The sequence below is a fragment of the Streptomyces sp. NBC_00568 genome (assembly GCF_026341855.1).
Lineage (GTDB): Bacteria > Actinomycetota > Actinomycetes > Streptomycetales > Streptomycetaceae > Streptomyces.
The window spans coordinates 3,705,475-3,723,114 of sequence record NZ_JAPENW010000001.1 but is presented as its reverse complement, the minus strand read 5'-3'; the positions used below and the strand labels follow the sequence as shown (position 1 = coordinate 3,723,114).

Sequence of the window (17,640 nt, the reverse complement as noted above, 5' to 3'; positions counted from 1 at the left end):
AGTACCCTGTCGCACCACATGGGAGGGCGGATGTCGTCAGAACGTACAGATGTGCAGGTCAGGCCGGGGGTCGCAGCCGACCTCGGCGCCCTCACCGACATCTACAACCACTACGTGCGTGAGACGCCCGTCACCTTTGACACCGCCGTCTTCGCCCCGGACGAGCGACGCTCGTGGCTGCTCTCCCACCCTGAAGACGGACCGCACCGCCTGATGGTTGCCACGGACGCGGACTCACAGGCGATTCTCGGGTACGCCACATCCAGCGCCTTTCGCGTGAAACCCGCCTACTCGACCTCCGTCGAGGTCACCGTCTACCTCGCTCCGGACGCCGCGGGCCGCGGTGTCGGCACGCTCCTCTACGAAGCTCTCTTCGCGGCGCTCGCCACCGAGGACCTGCACCGGGCCTACGCGGGCATCGTGCCGCCCAACGAAGCGTCCGTGCGGCTGCACGAACGCTTCGGGTTCCGCCATGTCGGCACCTACCGGGAGGTCGGCCGCAAGTTCGGCCGCTACTGGGACGTCGCCTGGTACGAGAAGGAACTCGACCTCTAGGCAGCGCCGTCCGGCCGCCCCGGACCGGGACCGCGGACCGCCGGGCACACGGCACTCAGCCGAACTGCACCGACCGCTTCGCCATTCCCAGCCAGAATCCGTCGATCACGGACCGCTGCCCGTCCAGCTCTCCGGCGGCGTCCGCCGCGCCCATGGTCACGAAGAGCGGGGCGAAGTGTTCCGTGCGCGGGTGGGCCAGGCGGCCCGCCGGGGACTTGCGCTCGAAGTCGAGCAGCGCGTCCACGTCACCGGCCTCCAGCGCTCGGTGCCCCCAGTCGTCGAACTCGCTCGACCAGGTGGGGACTCCTCCGCCCGTGTGCCGCAGGGCCGCGAGATTGTGGGTGAAGAAGCCGGAGCCGACGATCAGCACACCCTCGTCGCGCAGCGGCGCCAGCCTGCGGCCGATCTCGAACAGCCGGACCGGGTCGAGCGTCGGCATGGAGATCTGCAGCACCGGGATGTCGGCCTCGGGGAACATCTCCTTCAGCGGGACGTACGCGCCGTGGTCGAGTCCGCGGTCCGGGATGTCCTGCACCGGCGTACCGGGCGCGCGGAGCAGCTTGCGCACGGACTCGGCGAGCAGCGGGGCGCCGGGGGCGGCGTACGTCACCTGGTAGTAGTGCTCGGGGAAGCCCCAGAAGTCGTACACGAGGGGGACCGTCTCGATCGCGCCGAGGGCGAGCGGGGCCTCCTCCCAGTGGGCGGACACCATGAGGATCGCCTTGGGGCGCGGCAGGTCGGCCGACCAGGCGGCGAGCTGGCCGGGCCAGACCGGGTCGTCGGCGAGCGGCGGGGCACCATGGCTGAGATAGAGGGCGGGCATGCGCTCCGGCGCGGGGCGCTCCTCGGTGGCGGCGGACATGGCGGCTCCCTCCAGAGGGTTCAATCGTACGGCGCGGTGCTTGATATTTGAAGCAGTTGCTTAAAGTCTCAAGTTCTTCACCGAGGCTACGCCCAGTTTGTTTAAGTTTCAAGGAAGGGCTCGTACAGTGGAGTACATGAACACGGCACCCGCTCCCGCTGAAGAGCCGCGCTGGCTCACCGACGAGGAACAGCGCATCTGGCGCGCGTACATGCACGCCACGACCCTCCTGGAGGACCACCTCGACCGTCAGCTCCAGCGCGACGCGGGCATGCCGCACATCTACTACGGCCTGCTGGTGCAGCTGGCCGAGGCACCGCGCCGCCGGCTGCGGATGACCGAGCTGGCCATGAACGCGAAGATCACCCGTTCCCGGCTCTCGCACGCGGTCGCGCGCCTGGAGAAGAGCGGCTGGGTACGCCGTGAGGACTGCCCGTCCGACAAGCGGGGGCAGTTCGCGGTCCTGACCGACGACGGCTACGACGTGCTGCGGCGTACCGCGCCGGGACACGTGGCCGCCGTACGCCAGGCCCTGTTCGACCGGCTCGGTCCGGACCAGCAGAAGGCCTTCGGCGAGGCCATGCGGATCATCGCCGAGGGGCTCCAGCCGAAGGAAGCGGGCGCCGACCTGCCCTGGTTGCGCTAGGACTCAACCGGCCAGGACTCCTGACCGCGCGAGAACTCCCCCGGTCGCCGCGCACCACTCCCCCGGCCGCCGTGCGCCACTCCCCGGCCACGCCGGTGGCACGCGTCCCCGCCGGGTTGCTGCCGGCACACGCGAGTGCGTCCGCCGGGTCCGGACAGGACCGCCCCGGCTCCGCCGCGTTCGGAGCCGGGTCCGGACACGGGACTGCCCCGGCTCCGTCGCTTTCGGAGCCGGGGCAGTCCCTGGGAGTCGTACGGGCGGGGCGTCCCCACCCCCGCCCGTACGCGACGTGCGCGCCGTAGGCGAAGTACCCGGGGTACCCAAGGGCCGTCAGTGGGCGATGACCGGCACCTTCAGCTCGTCCTCGGCGCCTTCGCCCGTGGTCGAACCGGAGACCGCGGTGGCGTCCGGACGGCCGGTGTTGATGAGGGTGAAGGCGATTCCCGCGGCGACCACGAGGATGGCGACGGCGAACCAGATCGCGTTGCTGTAGCCGTGCACCATGCCCTCCGCCTGGACCAGCTGACGCTGCGACGCGGAGGTGGCGCCGCCGATGTGGTCCTTGATGTAGACGGTGGTCGCGGAGGCGGCGATCGTGTTCAGCAGGGCCGTACCGATCGCGCCGCCGACCTGCTGCGAGGTGTTGACCATCGCGGAGGCGACACCGGCGTCACGCGGCTCGATCCCGTGCGTGGCCAGCGACATGGCGGGCATGAACGCCGTACCCATGCCGAGGCCGAGCAGCAGCATCGCCGGCATCACCAGGGAGACGTACGACGAACCGATCTCCAGCTGCGCCAGGAGCAGCATGCCGAGCGCGGCGACCAGGAAGCCGGGGCCCATCAGCAGCCGCGGCGCGACCCGGGTCATCAGACGGGCGCCGATCTGCGTGGAGCCCGTGATCATGCCCGCGATCATCGGCAGGAAGGCGAAGCCGGTCGAGATCGGCGAGTAGCCCTTCACGATCTGCAGGTAGTAGGTGAGGAAGAGGAAGGTGCCGAACATCGCGATGATCGCGAGACCGAGCGAGAGGTAGACGCCGCCGCGGTTGCGCTCGGTGATGACGCGCAGGGGCAGCAGCGGGGCCTTGACCTTGGACTCGGTGAAGACGAACGCGGCCAGCAGCAGGGCGGAAGCCACGAACAGGCCGACCGTCGTGGAGTCGCCCCAGCCGTCGGACTCGGCGCGGGTGAAGCCGTAGACGAGGGAGACCAGACCGAGGGTGGACAGGACGACACCCGGGATGTCGAGCGGCGAACGGTTGCGCCCGCCCTTCGGCTCACGGATGACGAAGTACGCGCCCGCGGCCGCGACGATCGCGAACGGGATGTTGACGAAGAAGGTCCAGCGCCAGTTCATGTACTCGGTGAGGACACCGCCGAGGATGAAGCCGACGGCGCCACCGCCACCGGCGATCGCACCGTAGATGCCGAAGGCCTTGGCGCGCTCCTTGGCGTCGGTGAACATCACGGCGAGCAGCGAGAGCGCGGCGGGCGCCAGCAGCGCGCCGAACACACCCTGCAGGGCGCGGGCGCCGAACATCATCGCGCCGCTCTGGGCCGCGCCGCCGAGGGCGGAGGCCAGGGCGAAGCCGACCAGGCCCACGACGAACGCCCGCTTGCGGCCCCACAGGTCGGCGATCCGGCCGCCGAAGAGGAGCAGACCGCCGAAGGCGAGGGCATAGGCCGTGACGACCCACTGCCGGTTGCCGTCCGTAATACCCAGGTCCTGCTGGGCGGAAGGCAGCGCGATGTTCACGATCGTGGCGTCCAGCACCACCATCAGCTGGGCCAGCGCGATGAAGACGAGCGCCTTCCAGCGGTTGCTGTGCGCGTCGGACGCTGGGTCCGGGACTGCCTTGGTGATTCCTGTTTCAGACATGGGGGTACCCACTCCGGGACTTCGTAGCGAAAAAGTCAGTGAAAAGGCACGGCTCGTCGACGGTGACGGCCGGGAAGCGGCTCGGTACGACTCGCCCGAGTGACGAGTGCGCCGTGCGCGTTATGAGGACGAGTGATGAATACGGGTCATGGGGACGAGCGCTGAGTACGGGTACGGGTCACGAGTTCTGACCGGCGCCGGGTGCCGGACTCATCGGCTCCCGGTCGACCGGCCGCCTCATCGGCCGGTCCGTCGGTCCGCCCACGATCACGGCGTCCGCGCAGGGTCACGCTCGTCGCAGTTCCTCCAGGTTGGCGGCCGCTCCGGGCAGTTCGGAGCGGGCCGGAGCCCGCATACCGTCCAGGAACAGCTGCAGATGACGGTGCACGAAACGGTCGATACCCCGGCACGCGGTGCCGGGCAGCGGCCTGGTGAGCTGACTGACGGCGATCATCAGATCGCCCAACTCGACGTCGGGGCGCAGCTGTCCGGCCTCGCGGGCGCGGGCCATCAGCTGCTGGAGCAGGTCGGTGATCCGGTCGCGTGCGGCGACCAGGTCGGGATGGTTCTGGTCGAAGTTCTCGGAGAGCATCGGGCACAGGGCGCCGATCCGCTCGTCGGCGGCGAAGTGCACGAAGCCGCTCAGCGACTCGAAGGCGTCGCCCCCCGCTTCCAGCGCCTCCTCGACCCATTCCGAGGTGCGGTCCATGACCGAGCAGACGACCTCGCGGGCGAGGGCGTCGCGGTCGGGGAAGTTGCGGTACAGCGTGGCGTTGCCGACACCTGCCCGGCGGGCGATCTCGTCGAACGGCACCTCGGCGCCGAACTCGACGAACATCTCGCGGGCGGCGGCGACGATCCGCTCCCGATTGCGCAGGGCGTCGGCACGCGGCCTGGCCACTCGGCGCTGCACGGGGGTTGCGGTCTCCACGGCGTACTCCTCGAAGCGTCTCTGAGCTTGAGTGCGATCCGGGGATTCGCTCCCCGTTTCGCTCGGACGTATGACTAAACGGGGAAACGATCCCCGGTTATTTCCCCGATCGAGAGAGAAGTGTGTGACCTGCGTCACATCGCTACGGGATCCCCGAGGGGCCTGCCGGACCCCGCCGGACCCTTGGATCCCTGACGGATCCCGCGTCGGTTCCGGCCCAGGTCCGCCGGGCGGTTCCGGCGCAGGTCCGCCGGGCCTTTCTGGCCCAGGTCCGCCGAGCCTTTCCGGTCTCCCGTCCGGTCTCTCGTCCGGCCTCCCGCCCTGCCACCCGTCCGGCCTCCCGCCTTGCCTCCAGTCCGGTGTCCAGTCCGGTCTCCCGCCTTGCCTCCCGGGGCCACCGGAACCCCGCTGCGCCCTCCCCCCGGAAGCCGTTTCAGGTCCTCCCGGAGATAAACCCGATCGGGCCCATCCAGCGCGCGCCCGGCGCGTCGGCGACTCAGGGTGATCGCAAGGGTGCAGTCGGAGACCGGCGGCTGCCGTGGAGCGAAGGGCCCCCGCATGCAGCCGTCCACCCGCCGGATACGCCCGCGCCGTGTGGCCGCGCTCGCCACGGTGACCGTGCTGACGATGGCGGTCAGCACCGCCGCCGGCACCGGGCACCTGACGGCGGGCTCGGCCACGGCGGGCTCCAGCGCGCTGGCCCGCTCCACGGCGCTCGGTCCCTGCATGATCAACGGCCCGTCGGGCATCCAGATGGGCGAAGGCATTCCGACCTCGTCCGGTTACGCCCGCTCCACCGGTACCGTCCGGGCACTGACCCTGATGGTCGACTTCTCCGACGCACCCGGCAAGGGCAGCGCCCGCGACCGGTACGACGAGTTCTTCCCGAAGACGCAGGAATGGTTCCGCACCGCCTCCTACGGCCGCCTCGACTACCGCCCCGACGCCCCCGTCCGGCACTGGCTGCGGATGCCCAAGCCCTTCAAGGAGTACGGCATAGAACGCGGCGCGCCCTTCGACCCCGGGTACCGCGAACTGGTCCAGGACATCGTGGCCGCGGCCGATCCCGAGGTCGACTTCCGCTCGTACGACATCATGAACGTGCTGGTCACACCCAATGCCGGGCCCTCCGCGCTGGACACCGTGCTGTCGGTGACCTTCGCCGGAAACACCGAGGCGCCGGTCGCCGACGGCGTCCCGGTCGCCAACGCGTCCTTCGTCTACAGCCGCCAGGACGACGGCTCCGGCTCCTACGCCGACACGGGCTACCGCGTACTGCCGCACGAGAACGGCCACACCTTCGGTCTGCCCGACCTCTACACCCAGGACGGCGGCGGCGCGGTCGGGCACTGGGACATCATGAGCGAGGACTGGGGGGCCGACAACGACCTCCTGGGCTGGCACAAGTGGAAGCTCGGCTGGCTCGACGCCTCCCAGGTGAGCTGCGCGGCGGCGCCCGGCACCACCGAGTACAAGCTGACCCCGCTGGCCCGGCCCGGCGGCGCGAAGCTGGTCGTCATACCCACCAGCGCCCGGAGCGGGTTCGTCCTCGAACTGCGCACCCGCGCGGGCAACGACTCCGCGGTCTGCCATCCCGGCATCCTCGTCTACAAGGTCGACGCGGACGTGGACACCGGGAACGGGCCCGTCACGGTGTACGACTCCCACCGGGACAGCGGCGGCTGCACCCGTTCCCCCAACGTCCACGCCGAACTCTCCGACGCACCCTTCGCCCCCGGGGAGACCTTCAAGGACCCGAAGGCGGGACTCACCGTCCGGGTCGCGGCGGCGGACGTCGCGGGGAAGTATCGGGTGTACGTGACGCGCCGCTGACCGGGGAGCCGCCAGGGGAGCCACCGGGCGACCGGACGGGCTGCCGGACGGACAACCGGGCGCACGGACAGCCGGCGGCACGGGCAGCCTGGCAGCCGGATGAGCGGGCGGACGGGACGGACAGGCGGACGGGCAGGGGTGCGGGCGGCGGATCGGCGCGCGCCGAGGAGCGGCCGACCTGCTTCGACGGCCGGGCAAGCATTACCGTGGCTCATCTGAGATCAAGCCACACAGTGACTCACCTGAGATCCGCCACACGGTGACTCATCCGAGATCCGCCACACGGTGACTCTTCTGAGAGCCGCAACGGAGAGCCCATGTCATCGAACGCCACGTCATCGAACGCAGGGCCGACCACGGGGTCGGGCAGAGGGTTGGGGTCTGGCTCCGGCACAGGGCCTGGCACGGGGTCGGGGCCTGGTTCGGGGTCGGGCGCTGGGCCTGGCACCGGGGCATCGACCACCGGAGTCGGGACGGGGGAGGGGGCCGGGGTGCCCGTCTCGGGGACCTCGCCCGGGATCTCCGCCCGGGCCTCCGCCGGGGCCGAGGTGCCTGACGAGGCGGTCACGCCGCTCATCCGCGGGATCGCCGTACTGCGCCGGCTGACCGAGGCGGACGGGGCGTCCAGTCTGAGCGGACTCGAGCGGGCCACCGGGCTCGCGCGGTCCACCGTCGACCGGATCACGGCGACCCTCGCGCGCATGGGATACGTACGCCTCGACGGCCGGGACGCCATACTCGCCCCACGGCTGATGGAACTCGGCAACGCCTATCTCGCCGCTCTCCGGCTTCCCCGCCTCCTGGACGCGTACGCGGACGCGCTCGCCGACGAACTCGACGAGTCGGTGTCCCTCGCCGTCGGCGACCAGGACGGCATCCGCTTCATCCATCAGGCGACCCGGCGCCGCGCGATGTCCCTGAGCTTCCGCATCGGCGACCTGCTCCCCGCCGAACGCACCGCGCCGGGCGCGCTGTTCGCCTCCGAATGGAGCGAGGAGGAGTGGGCACGCTGGCGGGAACGCCGCGCGACCGACCCGGAGGACCGCGGCTTTCCCGCCGTACCGGCACGGAGCAGACCGTACGACGGGAGGACGGAAACCACCGCGTTCCCGGCCGGCCAACTCCCCACCGTCGGAGACGACTTCGAGCAGCGGGCGGCCGAAGCACGCAGGACGGGCTGGGCGTTGGACGACCAGCTGATCGAGCCCGGGCTGGTCGCCGTGTCGATGCCCGTACGGGAGGCGGGGCGGATCGCCTGCGTGGTGAACGTGGTGAGCCACACGAGCCGGCACAGCGCCACCGACCTGCGGGACGTGCTGCTGCCACGGCTGCGGATGGCGGTGGCCGAGATGGAACGGGTGCTGACGCTGGAAGCGGAGCCGGCGCCGGAGCGGAGGGCGTCGGAGCGGACGGCGGCAGAACGGGAGGCGTCGACGCAGGCGGCACCGGAGCAGAGCGCGCTCGCCGCGGAAAGGTACGCGCGGGCCGACGCCGGGGACGCCACCACGCCCTCCGGGCTCGCCGACTGGACCGGCGCCTCCAAGCACGAACTGGGGCGGGAGTTCATCGAGTCGCTGGCCCGCGGACTGACCGTGATCACCGCGTTCGGTGAGGGGCGTGCCGAACTGACCCTCACCGCGGTCGCCCAGGCGACCGGACTCGCCCGAGCGACCGCCCGCCGTGCCCTGATCACGCTGGAACACCTCGGATACGTCAGCACGCACGACCGCTTCTTCCGGCTCACCCCGCGCGTCCTGAGCCTCGGCTTCCCGCCACTCTCGCGGACCTCGCTCCCCGAGATCGCGACCCCGCACATGACCGAACTCTCGCAGCGGCTGCACGACTCGGTGTCGCTCGCGGTGCTGGCCGGCGACGAGATCCAGTACACCGGGCGGGTCTCGACCCGGCGCATCATGAGCGTGAACGTCACCGTCGGCACCCGGCTGCCCGCGTACGCCACCTCGCTGGGCCGCGTCATCCTGGCCGATCTGCCGGAGACCCGCGGGACGGAGGGACTCGAGGACGGACTCCTCGGACGCCCCGGTGAGCCCGTGGCCCCTTCCGTACACCCTTCCGGAGAGCCGTCCGTCGGCCCGTGGGGTGGTCTTTCCGCCGCGCTGCCCGAGCAGTTGAGCCCGTTGACCCCGCGGACCATCACGGACCCGGAACGTTTCCGGGCCGAGCTGGACCGGGTCCGGAAGGCCGGATACGCCATGGTCGAGGAGGAGTTGGAGCAGGGGCTGCGGTCCATCGCCGTCCCGGTGCGCGACCGCGGCGGACGAGTCGTGGCCGCGCTGAACGTCGCCATGCACAGCAGTCGCCGTACGGCCGAGGAGTGCGTCCGCGATGTACTGCCCGACCTCCACGCGACGGCGACCCGCATCGAGGCGGACCTGCGCGTCGCGGGCCGCTTCCGGCTGGTGCAGCTGACCTGAGACGCGATGACCGGAGCCGCCGTCCCGCCCGTCTCCGGCCATATCCGCCCGCGCAACTCCCCTGTCTCTCCTGGGGATTACCGCAATGGCGTGAAGATGATCTGTACGACCCGGCCCCGTTGACAGACCCGAAAGCAGGTTCCTAGCGTCGCTGGCGGCAGGACAAACAGCGGCCGAACGACAAGGAGCGTCCGGGTGATCGCGTCGTGGTGAAGCAGGAGAGGTCCGAGCGAACCAGGCGCAACCTGATCCGAGCGGCCTCCACCGTGTTCGACCAGGCCGGTTACGAAGGCGCCACGCTCTCCGTGATCAGCGAACGCGCGCAGGTCACCAAGGGCGCCCTGTTCTTCCACTTCGCGGCCAAGTCCGATCTTGCCCGGGCCGTCCAGGCGGAGGCCTGCGTCACGTCGGGCGCCGCGCTCGTGGAGCTGATGCGGCGCGAGACCCCGGCCTTCGAGATTGCCACCGCCATGGCCCACACCCTCGTGGGCCTCCTCGAAACGGACCTGGTCGTCCGTGCGGGCGCTCGCCTGACCCAGGAGATCAGAACCCCCGACGACCCCTCACTCCACTGTCACCTCAACTGGCTCGGCGCGCTGCACGGGACCCTGCGCCGGGCGAGCCGCGACGGCTCGCTGCTGCCCGAGGTCGACGTGCGCACAGCCGCGGCCCTGATGCTGTCCATGATCACCGGCACCACGGCCCTCCCCCGCGTCCCCACGAGCACCCCACCGCCCCTCCAGCCCCCACGCGCCCCCCACTCCCACTCCCACTCTCATTCGCACTCCCCGCGCGAAACGGGAGACCAGTGGCTGACCCGCATGCTCCACCTGACCCGCCCGGCCCTCTCCAGCCTTCCGGCCAGATGACCGAGGCCCGACGCCGCCCGACCCCCGACCTTCGCCCCTCGACCTTCGCCCCTCGACCAGCCGACCCAGCCCCGCCCCAACTGCGCGGACGGGAACTTTCCCAGCCTCCATCCCGCATCCGCTACGCTAGCTACCGGATCGCACACGATCCGCACGCCTTCGTAGCTCAGGGGATAGAGCACCGCTCTCCTAAAGCGGGTGTCGCAGGTTCGAATCCTGCCGGGGGCACACGGGAAAAGGCCCCGGACCGATCATGGTCCGGGGCCTTTGACATCCAGTTCTGACGTCAACGGGGACGGAACGGAGCGCATCCGGCGTGACAAGAGACGAGGCTCTCGACCGGTTGAGGCAACTGGCACGAGCTCAGGCATTCGGACGTCACGTCGGCTCGGACCGCCTCATCCAGGCCGGCCTCGACGCTCTTCTAGCCGACGTCGATGCCCCGTCGCTTGCCCTCCTCGCCGGCCTGGGCCGTCGTGAGGAGCATGAGGCACGGGAGCTGTTCGATCACGTCGTGGACGAGCTGGGGCTGGGATTCGAGGTGCCGGCGGACCCAACCGCTGCCAGGTGGGCCTTGGCTCACTGGTTGGCCGCTCAGATCGTCGACGGCTCCTTGGACCCGGCGACCGGCGCCGACCTCATATGGGTCGAAGCAGCGTCAGAACTCGGCTATCCCAACCGCCTGCAACCGATCGTCGCCTGTGCCGTTCAGCTGAACGACTGGGACGCCAATTGGAGCACTCCGCTGGAACAGCTCAAGGAAGAGGTCGTTGTCGCCGCCCGCGCGCTCGTTGCACGCGGAGGACCCGAGTCCGCTCTCTGAAGACCACGGAGCCCCAGGACTGTTACGGCCCGGGGCTCCGCGTCTCGGATAGTGCCGGGGGCACAGAGAAGCACCGGGCCGGGGGCCCTTCTGTCCGGCGGACAGGAGAGCCCCCGCGCTCGTGGCACGCATCTCGTATGGCACGCATGCGGTGCGCGCGCGGACAGCGGGGATCTGTCGCGGATGCAGGGGCCCGAGACGCAGGTAGCCGGAGCGCGCCGCGACTATCCCGCGACCAGTGGAGCGGAGTGGAGGTCGCGTACCAACTGCGGGGTGAGCAGTTCTCCGGCGCGGTCGGCGAGGGTGGCCATCTCATAGCCGACCAGGCCGACGTCACACCCCTCGGCGGCGAGGACACCGAGGCAGCTGCCGTCGCGAATGCGACCCACCATGAGGAAACCCCCGAGCATTTCGATCATGACGAGTTTCATGCCGCGGAAGCCGTGTGTGGTGGACGCGTTCTGGGCGAGGCTGGTGATGCCGGAGACGATGGCGGCGAGGTGGTCCGCGCGATCTCGGCCGAGGCTGTCCGAGGCAGCCATGAGCAGGCCGTCGGTGGAGACGGCGACGGCATCGGTGACGCCGTCGGCGGTGCGTACGAACTCCGAGATGAGCCAGCCGAAATTCTGGATGGCGGTGGTCACTATGACGCTCCTTGTGTGCTTCGGGCCTCGGCACGGGCGACACCTGCTCGGAAGCCGTTGAGCAGGGAGGAGACAGCGGGCCTGGCGGGCGGGGGTGAGACGGAGGGGGCCTCCACGGGGGCGAGCAGGCGTCCGGGGAGGGCAAGGAGTGCGGACAGGCCGCCGCCGGTGGTGTCGAAGAGGTGGACTTGGGCACCTTCACCGAGGCGGTGGGCGAGTCGGCCGACGACGAGGTGGCCGAGGAACCGAGTGGGCGTGGCGAGGAAGGCTTCCTCGCCGGCGTCGGAGAGGCGGGCGTTGGCACGTTCCTTGTCGGCTTCGGACATGCCGATGCCGTGGTCGACGACAGCGAAGCAGTACGTGTTGTCCTCGGTGTCGTACCAGCCGTGAACCTCGACCGGTTCGGTCGGTGGCGAGAAAGTCAGCCCGTTCTCGATGAGTTCGGCAAGGAGGTGGGCGACATCGGCGACGGCGTGCCCGCGCACCCGCACCGGCTCCACGGTGGCGATCAGGACCCGTCGGTACTGCTCCACCTCGGCGACGGCGTACTGGACGACTTCCAGGCCGTCGGCGGGTGCTGCCGTGGGCTGCGGCGAATTCTGCCCGACCAGGACCAGAAGGCTTTCGGCGTTGCGCCGCATACGGGTGGCGAGGTGGTCGAGCTCGAAGAGCTCGGCGAGGGCGTCCGGGTCGAGTTCCTGCCGTTCCAGGCGGGTGATGAGGCTGAGCTGACGACGCACGAGGTTCTGGTTGCGGCGGCCGAGATTGGCCAGCGATTCGGTGGTGTTACGGCGCAGGCCGGCCTGCTGGGCAGCCAGCCGGAGGGCGGTGTGTTCCACCTGGTGCAGGGACGCTGCGACCTCGGCGATCTCCGCCGCGCCGCCCAGCAGCCGTGAATCGAGGTTGTCCGGCGCGTCCGCCGGCGGGAGGATCTCAGCATCGTCCTGCAGGGACTGCTGGATACGGGCGACAGTCGCGGGCAGCCGGTGCCGCGCCACGTCGTGGGCGGCCTCGGCGAGCGCGCCCAGCGGGCGGGTGAGGGAGCGGGAGGCAAAAGCGGCGAGGCCCGCTACGAAGGCGGCAATGAGCGCTCCCGCGACGAGATAGGCGGCGAGGCCGATCTCGGCGTCGTGGCTGAGCCGGTCGGCCCGGTCCCTCGCGTCGTCACCGACCGACTGCTGGACGGCGTACAGATCGTCGACGAGTACGGTCATCGCATCCCACCAGGCGCCGGCGTCGGCGTGCAGCGCGGAGCCATCGGCGGCGCCTTCCGCCCGGCTCTCGTAGACGGTGGCGCGTTCGGCGTCCTCGGTGCCGAAGGCGTTCTTCAGAGCCGCGCGCTGGGGTGCGGTGGCGATCTGCCGGAAACGGGCGAGGGCGGCGACGCGCGTGGCACGTACCTCGGTGAACGTGAGGTACTCGCGGCCGTGAAAGCCGCCGTTTGCGAACACGCCATTGAGGAGGCCGCGTTCGAGAGCGACCGACTCCTTGGCCGCGGCCAGTTCCCGCAACGCCGTGAGTCCGTCACCCAGTTGACGGTCGGTGCCGTTCACGGTTTCCACTACCGGGTCGACGGCGTTGAGGGCTTCGACGGCGGTGGTGTAGAAGTTCAGTGTCGCGGCCCGGTCTGCGGTGCCCTTGTCGGCGCTGCCCCTGTCGGTGGCGGCCCGGATGTCGCCAAGGCGCCGCAAGTGCCGCTGAATGACATCGTCGACGGCGCTTTCGTGGCGCATTCCGCGCAGTGCCGTGTCAACGCGCTTGCGAGTAGCGGCGAGCGGTGGGCGGAACTCCTCCTCGCCTCCCAACAGGCCGTTGGTCAGGCCGCGTTCACGTTGCAGCTGGTGCACCAGGGCCTGGATTCGCAGGCTCAGGCCAACCTCGGAACGGGTCGTCCGGGCGTCACCGAGGGCCACGGCGCGGCCGTGCACGGCGAGACCGGCCACCGCCAGCAGCAGGCAGATCGGGACCGCGATGACCACCGCCACACGGCCCTTGATACTGCGCCAACCAGGCACCGGCCGACGGCCAGGAGGCGTTTGGCCACTGCGGCGGCGCCCCGAACTGCCCTTGCCTAAAACGCTCTTGCCGATTGCGTCAAATCTATCTAGCGCCAGCTGTACTGGCGTCCACACCCTCATAGTCACGAAGCTAGTCCGACCGCCGTAGCGGCCGGTTTCCGACCTGTTAGGCCGCGTGAGAAGTTCAGTTGCGCCGCCCTCACACCGCGGGCCGAGAGACTGTGACCAGTCGTTGCCGTCCTGGCCGGAGGTATGTCCTCGCCCGTCGCGGATCACGGCGCAGAGACGGTCGGCAGGAGCCGGGTCGCCGTCGCCGGTGCCCGCCCTGTGCGGTCCAGGCCGCATCCGACGAACGGGACCTGTGAGGCTGCTGTGACGTTTGCTGAAGCTTCTGCGCTCCTCTAGTGAGGTTCGACGGCCTCACCCACACTCACGTTTCGTCCGACTTGGCCCTCAGCGGCACATGAGCGGCACGTCCGATCGGCCAAGATCGACATACTTCCTTGGGGCAGACTTGACGAGAAGCGCCATGCCGAAACGCGTACTGGCCCGGGCAGTGGGCGCTGTCGCGGCGATGACGGTTGCGCTCACGGCCGCGCCATTGACGGACACCGCGCAGGCCTACAGCTCGACATCGGGAACGCTGAGCTTCAGCGGCGATGCGGGTGAGCCCATTTCAGGCGGTCAGTCGTACGAGTACACGACTGGAGCAGTCCAGATGTTCGACGTCCAGGGCAGCACGGACGAGAACAGCCTCACCGTCGCGATAGACGCGGACCAAGGCACCCTCTGGCGTCTCAACATCGCCGCCCCCGATGGTCAGAAGCTGACCGAGGGCACCACGTACACCGGCACGAAGCAATGGCCCGACGCTCAGCCGGGGGATCCGGAACTGGTGTTCAGCGGGACCGACAACGGCACCGAGAAATGGTGCAACACCAACTCCGGCTCCTTCACCATCGAACACATCACGTTCGGCCCCTACGGCTACGTCCATGAGCTCGACGCCACCTTCGAGCAGTACTGCAATGGATCAACGGTGCCTCTGCGCGGTGCGGTTCACGCGGTCATGCCCGAACCTCCGCTTGAACTCGCCATGGGGATGGACGTCAACCCCGAGGGCACGGTGGAGGTACCGGCGGGTCGGATCACCGTCGGTGGCACCGTGACGTGCAACAAGCCGACGAGCGTCTCGCTCGTCGGCCAGATCTTCCAGATCCAGAAGAAGGGAACACCGGCCGCGTCCTACGAGACAGCCGTGGCCTGCACCCCGGGCTCGCCCGTCCCATGGTCTGTCAGCCTCACCAGCCAGGAATCTGGCACTTCTTTCCAAGCCGGCCCCGCAACGATGCGTAGCAGGGCCCGGGCAAACGACCGGGACTACCCGGTGACTGCCGACACCGGACAGCAGGAGTCGGAGGTCAGGCTCTCCAAGTCCTGACCGGAGCGTCAGCCCCTTCATCCTGCCCGCCGTGTCATGTATCCGGCGGGCGCGTCCTCTTCACTGTGGGAGATTCATGCGCAAGCGCGCAACCTTCGCCGTGCTCGCCGCCGCCTCCGCGCTGGGCGGATTCACCGGCCCTGCCGCGTACGCGGACGAGACCGTCGGCGACATCCAGATCGTCGACGTCTCCGTCAACGGCGGTAAAAGCATCGCTGTCGGCCTCGCCGACAAGACGGTCACGGTTTCGGTGACCGCCGCCGACCCGTCGGGCATCTGGGACGCGGACTTCTACCTGTGGCGCGGAACGGATCCCGACAACCCCGACGGCTACATCACGCCGAACGAGGACACCACCCCCGCGGACTGCGTGGCCTCCAGCGCCACCACATCCACCTGCTCGAAGACCTTCACCTTCGAACCGGACTGGTGGCTCACCAACGCCGACGCCGGGACCTGGAAGGTCGGAGTCGACGTATGGGCCAACGACGACAGCTGGACCCAGCGGGACGCCTATACGACCACCCGCCTCCAGCGGTACTCGAAACTGACCGTCAACGCCGGCCCGGAACCGATAGCCAAGGGCAAGACGCTCAAGGTCACCGGCAAGCTCACCCGGGCGAATTGGGACACCGACGTCTACGCGGGCTACACCGCGCGGCCCGTCAAGCTCCAGTTCCGCAAGGCGGGCACCAGCACCTACACCACCATCAAGACGGTGAGCACCTCCAGCACGGGTGACCTGCAGACCACGACCACCGCGTCCGTGGACGGCTACTGGCGCTGGAACTTCGCCGGCACCACGACCACTCCGGCCGTTTCGGCGACCGGCGACTACGTCGACGTGCAGTAGCACTCGACGGCCAGGCAGAGTCGGCCCGGCCTCGTGCCGGGCCGACTCCGTTTCCGCCTCATGGGCGCTTGCGGGTGCCGCACGACTGGCCCGGGGTGGCCGCTTGTGGTGCGGGCCGTCGTCCTAGTGGTGCTTCGCTCGTTCTCCGGCCCAAGTCACGCGCACCACAACCATTTCTCAGCGGCGGTGGTCAACATGAACGACCGATGTACCAGGTACCGATACCGGGAGTCTCCGTGCCCAACCGCACCCGCCGTCGTTCCGCCGTGAGTTGTGCCGCGCTCGCCGCGCTGCTGACCGCCCCCGTGGTTCTGGCCGCACCGGCCTCCGCCACGACGACGACGCCGGTGATCGACTTCAACGGCGACGGGTTCGCCGACCTGGCGATCAGCGCCCCCAACGCCACGGTGTCGGGCGTCGGCGAAGCGGGCTACCTGTCGGTCGTGTACGGCTCCTCCGCCGGGGCCGACACCACGCACTCCGAGCTGATCACGCGCGCCACCGAGGGCGTCCCCGGGGACGTCACGGAGTACGACTCCTTCGGCAGCTGGACAGCGGGCCGCGACCTCGACGAGGACGGCTACACCGACCTCGTGGTCGGCGGTTACCGCACGCCCGTGGTGCTGTGGGGCTCCGCACAGGGACTCCGCGGCGGCGCCGCACTCGCCGGCAGGACGTACGACGTGGGTGCCGGGGACATCAACGGCGACGGTCACGCCGACCTCGTCGCCAACACCGGCGGTGCGCTGGAGGTGCGCTTCGGTCCCTTCACCCGCGCCGGGGTGCCCGCGTCGACCGACACGCTCGCCTTCGACGAAGAGGACGGCCCGCAGGACTTCACCGTCGGCGACGTCACCGGGGACGGCAAGGTCGATGTCGTCACCCAGCACGGCTTCGACGAGATGCAGTACACGTCCCGCCTGTGGAAGGGCACGTCCACCGGGCTGAGCAAGACCTTCCAGTCCTCCGGCTACTACACGGTCGGCGGGATCGTCGCCGACGTGAACAAGGACGGCTACGGCGACTTCATCGCCCGCCAGGTCGACCACGTCTCCGAGACGAGGGAGTACCAGGCCGGCGACATCCGCGTCGTCTACGGCTCGGCGTCCGGCTTCTCCACCCGTACCGTCAAGATCAACCAGGACTCGGCGGGCGTCCCGGGCGTCGGCGAGGCGGGCAACGGCGACACGGACTACGGCGACCAGTTCGGCTACTCGCTCGCCGCCGGTGACGTGACCGGCGACGGTTACCCGGACATCGCGGTGGGCGTACCCGGCGAGGACATCGGCTCGGTCCGCGAGGCAGGCGCGGTGGTCCTGCTCAAGGGCGGCGCGGCCGGCCTCACCGGTACCGGGGCACAGGCCTTCAACCAGTCCACGTCCGGCGTGCCGGGCGCATCCGAGAAGGGCGACAACTTCGGCGCCTCGGTACTGCTCGCGGACGTCAACGCCAATCATCGCGCGGACCTCGCCGTGGGCACTCCCCAGGAGGACGGCACCTACCAGAACTCGGGCGCGGCCTGGCTCCTGCGCGGCTCGAAGACCGGCCTGACGACCACCAACATCGCCTCCTTCAGCCCCAGCACACTGAACGCGCCGGAAAAGGATTCCCGATTCGGAGCCAACTTCGCGCGCTGAGCCGAGCAGGCAGCCGAGCAGGCACACTGCCGGGGCACGCTCGGATCGAACTCCCGAAGCAGGTGCCGCAGGTTCGAATCCTGAAGTGCGACATCCGTCGACCTGTGCAGGTGTTCATCGCCCCTGGCCACCGGCGGTGAATCCTCTTTGCTACTCAAGAAAACACAAGAAGACCCGCTCGACCCATAAAGTGCGAGTGAGATACATAGGAA

14 protein-coding genes and 1 tRNA gene are annotated in these 17,640 nt (G+C 69.7%); 10 read left to right on the top strand and 5 right to left on the bottom strand.

Translation table 11 applies throughout. From position 1 onward, the window contains the following. Window positions 1–30: 30 nt before the first annotated feature. Complete coding sequence (locus tag OOK38_RS16290; protein WP_266759734.1) at window positions 31–555, top strand: GNAT family N-acetyltransferase; 525 nt, start codon at window positions 31–33, stop codon at window positions 553–555. Between the two features lie 55 nt (window positions 556–610). Here OOK38_RS16290 and OOK38_RS16285 read toward each other — a convergent pair whose 3' ends face one another. Beyond that, window positions 611–1,417, bottom strand: coding sequence for a dioxygenase (locus tag OOK38_RS16285; RefSeq protein ID WP_266759736.1), 807 nt, complete (start codon window positions 1,415–1,417; stop codon window positions 611–613). A 136-nt stretch (window positions 1,418–1,553) separates the two neighbouring features. On the opposite strand from OOK38_RS16285, the gene OOK38_RS16280 reads away from it, so the two are divergent. Continuing rightward, a complete protein-coding gene (locus tag OOK38_RS16280; protein WP_266759738.1) occupies window positions 1,554–2,063 on the top strand; it encodes a MarR family winged helix-turn-helix transcriptional regulator in 510 nt (169 codons plus the stop codon). A gap of 330 nt (window positions 2,064–2,393) precedes the next feature. Here the strand turns inward: OOK38_RS16280 and OOK38_RS16275 are convergent, their stop codons facing one another. Together OOK38_RS16275 and OOK38_RS16270 are read right to left on the bottom strand one after the other, a co-directional pair. Further along, window positions 2,394–3,944 (bottom strand): MFS transporter, encoded by a 1,551-nt coding sequence (locus OOK38_RS16275; protein ID WP_266759740.1) that lies wholly within the window; start codon window positions 3,942–3,944, stop codon window positions 2,394–2,396. Window positions 3,945–4,230: 286 nt separating this feature from the next. Continuing rightward, window positions 4,231–4,875 carry a TetR/AcrR family transcriptional regulator gene (locus OOK38_RS16270; protein WP_266848551.1) on the bottom strand — a complete coding sequence of 215 codons (645 nt, stop codon included), beginning with the start codon at window positions 4,873–4,875 and terminating at the stop codon, window positions 4,231–4,233. Window positions 4,876–5,433: 558 nt separating this feature from the next. Here OOK38_RS16270 and OOK38_RS16265 point away from each other — a divergent pair. The 5 genes from OOK38_RS16265 (at window position 5,434) to OOK38_RS16245 (ending at window position 10,835) form a co-directional block, all read left to right on the top strand. Beyond that, window positions 5,434–6,708: a M6 family metalloprotease domain-containing protein gene (locus OOK38_RS16265; protein ID WP_266759744.1), complete on the top strand. Its 1,275-nt coding sequence runs from the start codon at window positions 5,434–5,436 to the stop codon at window positions 6,706–6,708. Window positions 6,709–7,226: 518 nt separating this feature from the next. Continuing rightward, entirely contained in the window at window positions 7,227–9,143 is a 1,917-nt protein-coding gene (locus tag OOK38_RS16260; RefSeq protein WP_266765730.1) for an IclR family transcriptional regulator C-terminal domain-containing protein, read from the top strand. A gap of 206 nt (window positions 9,144–9,349) precedes the next feature. Further along, window positions 9,350–10,012 carry a ScbR family autoregulator-binding transcription factor gene (locus tag OOK38_RS16255; RefSeq protein WP_266759746.1) on the top strand — a complete coding sequence of 221 codons (663 nt, stop codon included), beginning with the start codon at window positions 9,350–9,352 and terminating at the stop codon, window positions 10,010–10,012. 155 nt (window positions 10,013–10,167) lie between these two features. After that, window positions 10,168–10,240: transfer RNA gene (locus OOK38_RS16250), tRNA-Arg, on the top strand. An 88-nt stretch (window positions 10,241–10,328) separates the two neighbouring features. Continuing rightward, window positions 10,329–10,835, top strand: coding sequence for a hypothetical protein (locus OOK38_RS16245; protein WP_266759748.1), 507 nt, complete (start codon window positions 10,329–10,331; stop codon window positions 10,833–10,835). Between the two features lie 224 nt (window positions 10,836–11,059). On the opposite strand, the gene OOK38_RS16240 is transcribed toward OOK38_RS16245, so the two are convergent. Next, window positions 11,060–11,479, bottom strand: coding sequence for a roadblock/LC7 domain-containing protein (locus OOK38_RS16240; protein ID WP_266759750.1), 420 nt, complete (start codon window positions 11,477–11,479; stop codon window positions 11,060–11,062). Beyond that, a complete protein-coding gene (locus OOK38_RS16235) occupies window positions 11,479–13,464 on the bottom strand; it encodes a nitrate- and nitrite sensing domain-containing protein (protein WP_266759752.1) in 1,986 nt (661 codons plus the stop codon). Before OOK38_RS16235 ends, OOK38_RS16240 begins: the two co-directional genes overlap by 1 nt. A gap of 496 nt (window positions 13,465–13,960) precedes the next feature. Between OOK38_RS16235 and OOK38_RS16230 the strand changes: the two genes are divergently transcribed. From OOK38_RS16230 to OOK38_RS16220, 3 genes are all read left to right on the top strand, one after another. Then, on the top strand, window positions 13,961–14,938 hold the full coding sequence (locus tag OOK38_RS16230; RefSeq protein WP_266848550.1) for a hypothetical protein: 978 nt from the start codon (window positions 13,961–13,963) through the stop codon (window positions 14,936–14,938). Between the two features lie 76 nt (window positions 14,939–15,014). Then, window positions 15,015–15,791: a calcium-binding protein gene (locus OOK38_RS16225; RefSeq protein WP_266759755.1), complete on the top strand. Its 777-nt coding sequence runs from the start codon at window positions 15,015–15,017 to the stop codon at window positions 15,789–15,791. A 236-nt stretch (window positions 15,792–16,027) separates the two neighbouring features. Then, window positions 16,028–17,428, top strand: coding sequence for an FG-GAP-like repeat-containing protein (locus tag OOK38_RS16220; RefSeq protein WP_266759756.1), 1,401 nt, complete (start codon window positions 16,028–16,030; stop codon window positions 17,426–17,428). The last annotated feature ends 212 nt before the right edge of the window (window positions 17,429–17,640 follow it).

Bases quoted from the DNA above. Each gene is read 5' to 3' on its own strand.
- OOK38_RS16290 (WP_266759734.1), top strand. From the start codon at position 31: ATGTCGTCAGAACGTACAGATGTGCAGGTCAGGCCGGGGGTCGCAGCC.
- OOK38_RS16285 (WP_266759736.1), bottom strand. From the start codon at position 1,417: ATGTCCGCCGCCACCGAGGAGCGCCCCGCGCCGGAGCGCATGCCCGCC.
- OOK38_RS16280 (WP_266759738.1), top strand. From the start codon at position 1,554: ATGAACACGGCACCCGCTCCCGCTGAAGAGCCGCGCTGGCTCACCGAC.
- OOK38_RS16275 (WP_266759740.1), bottom strand. From the start codon at position 3,944: ATGTCTGAAACAGGAATCACCAAGGCAGTCCCGGACCCAGCGTCCGAC.
- OOK38_RS16265 (WP_266759744.1), top strand. From the start codon at position 5,434: ATGCAGCCGTCCACCCGCCGGATACGCCCGCGCCGTGTGGCCGCGCTC.
- OOK38_RS16230 (WP_266848550.1), top strand. From the start codon at position 13,961: ATGAGCGGCACGTCCGATCGGCCAAGATCGACATACTTCCTTGGGGCA.
- OOK38_RS16225 (WP_266759755.1), top strand. From the start codon at position 15,015: ATGCGCAAGCGCGCAACCTTCGCCGTGCTCGCCGCCGCCTCCGCGCTG.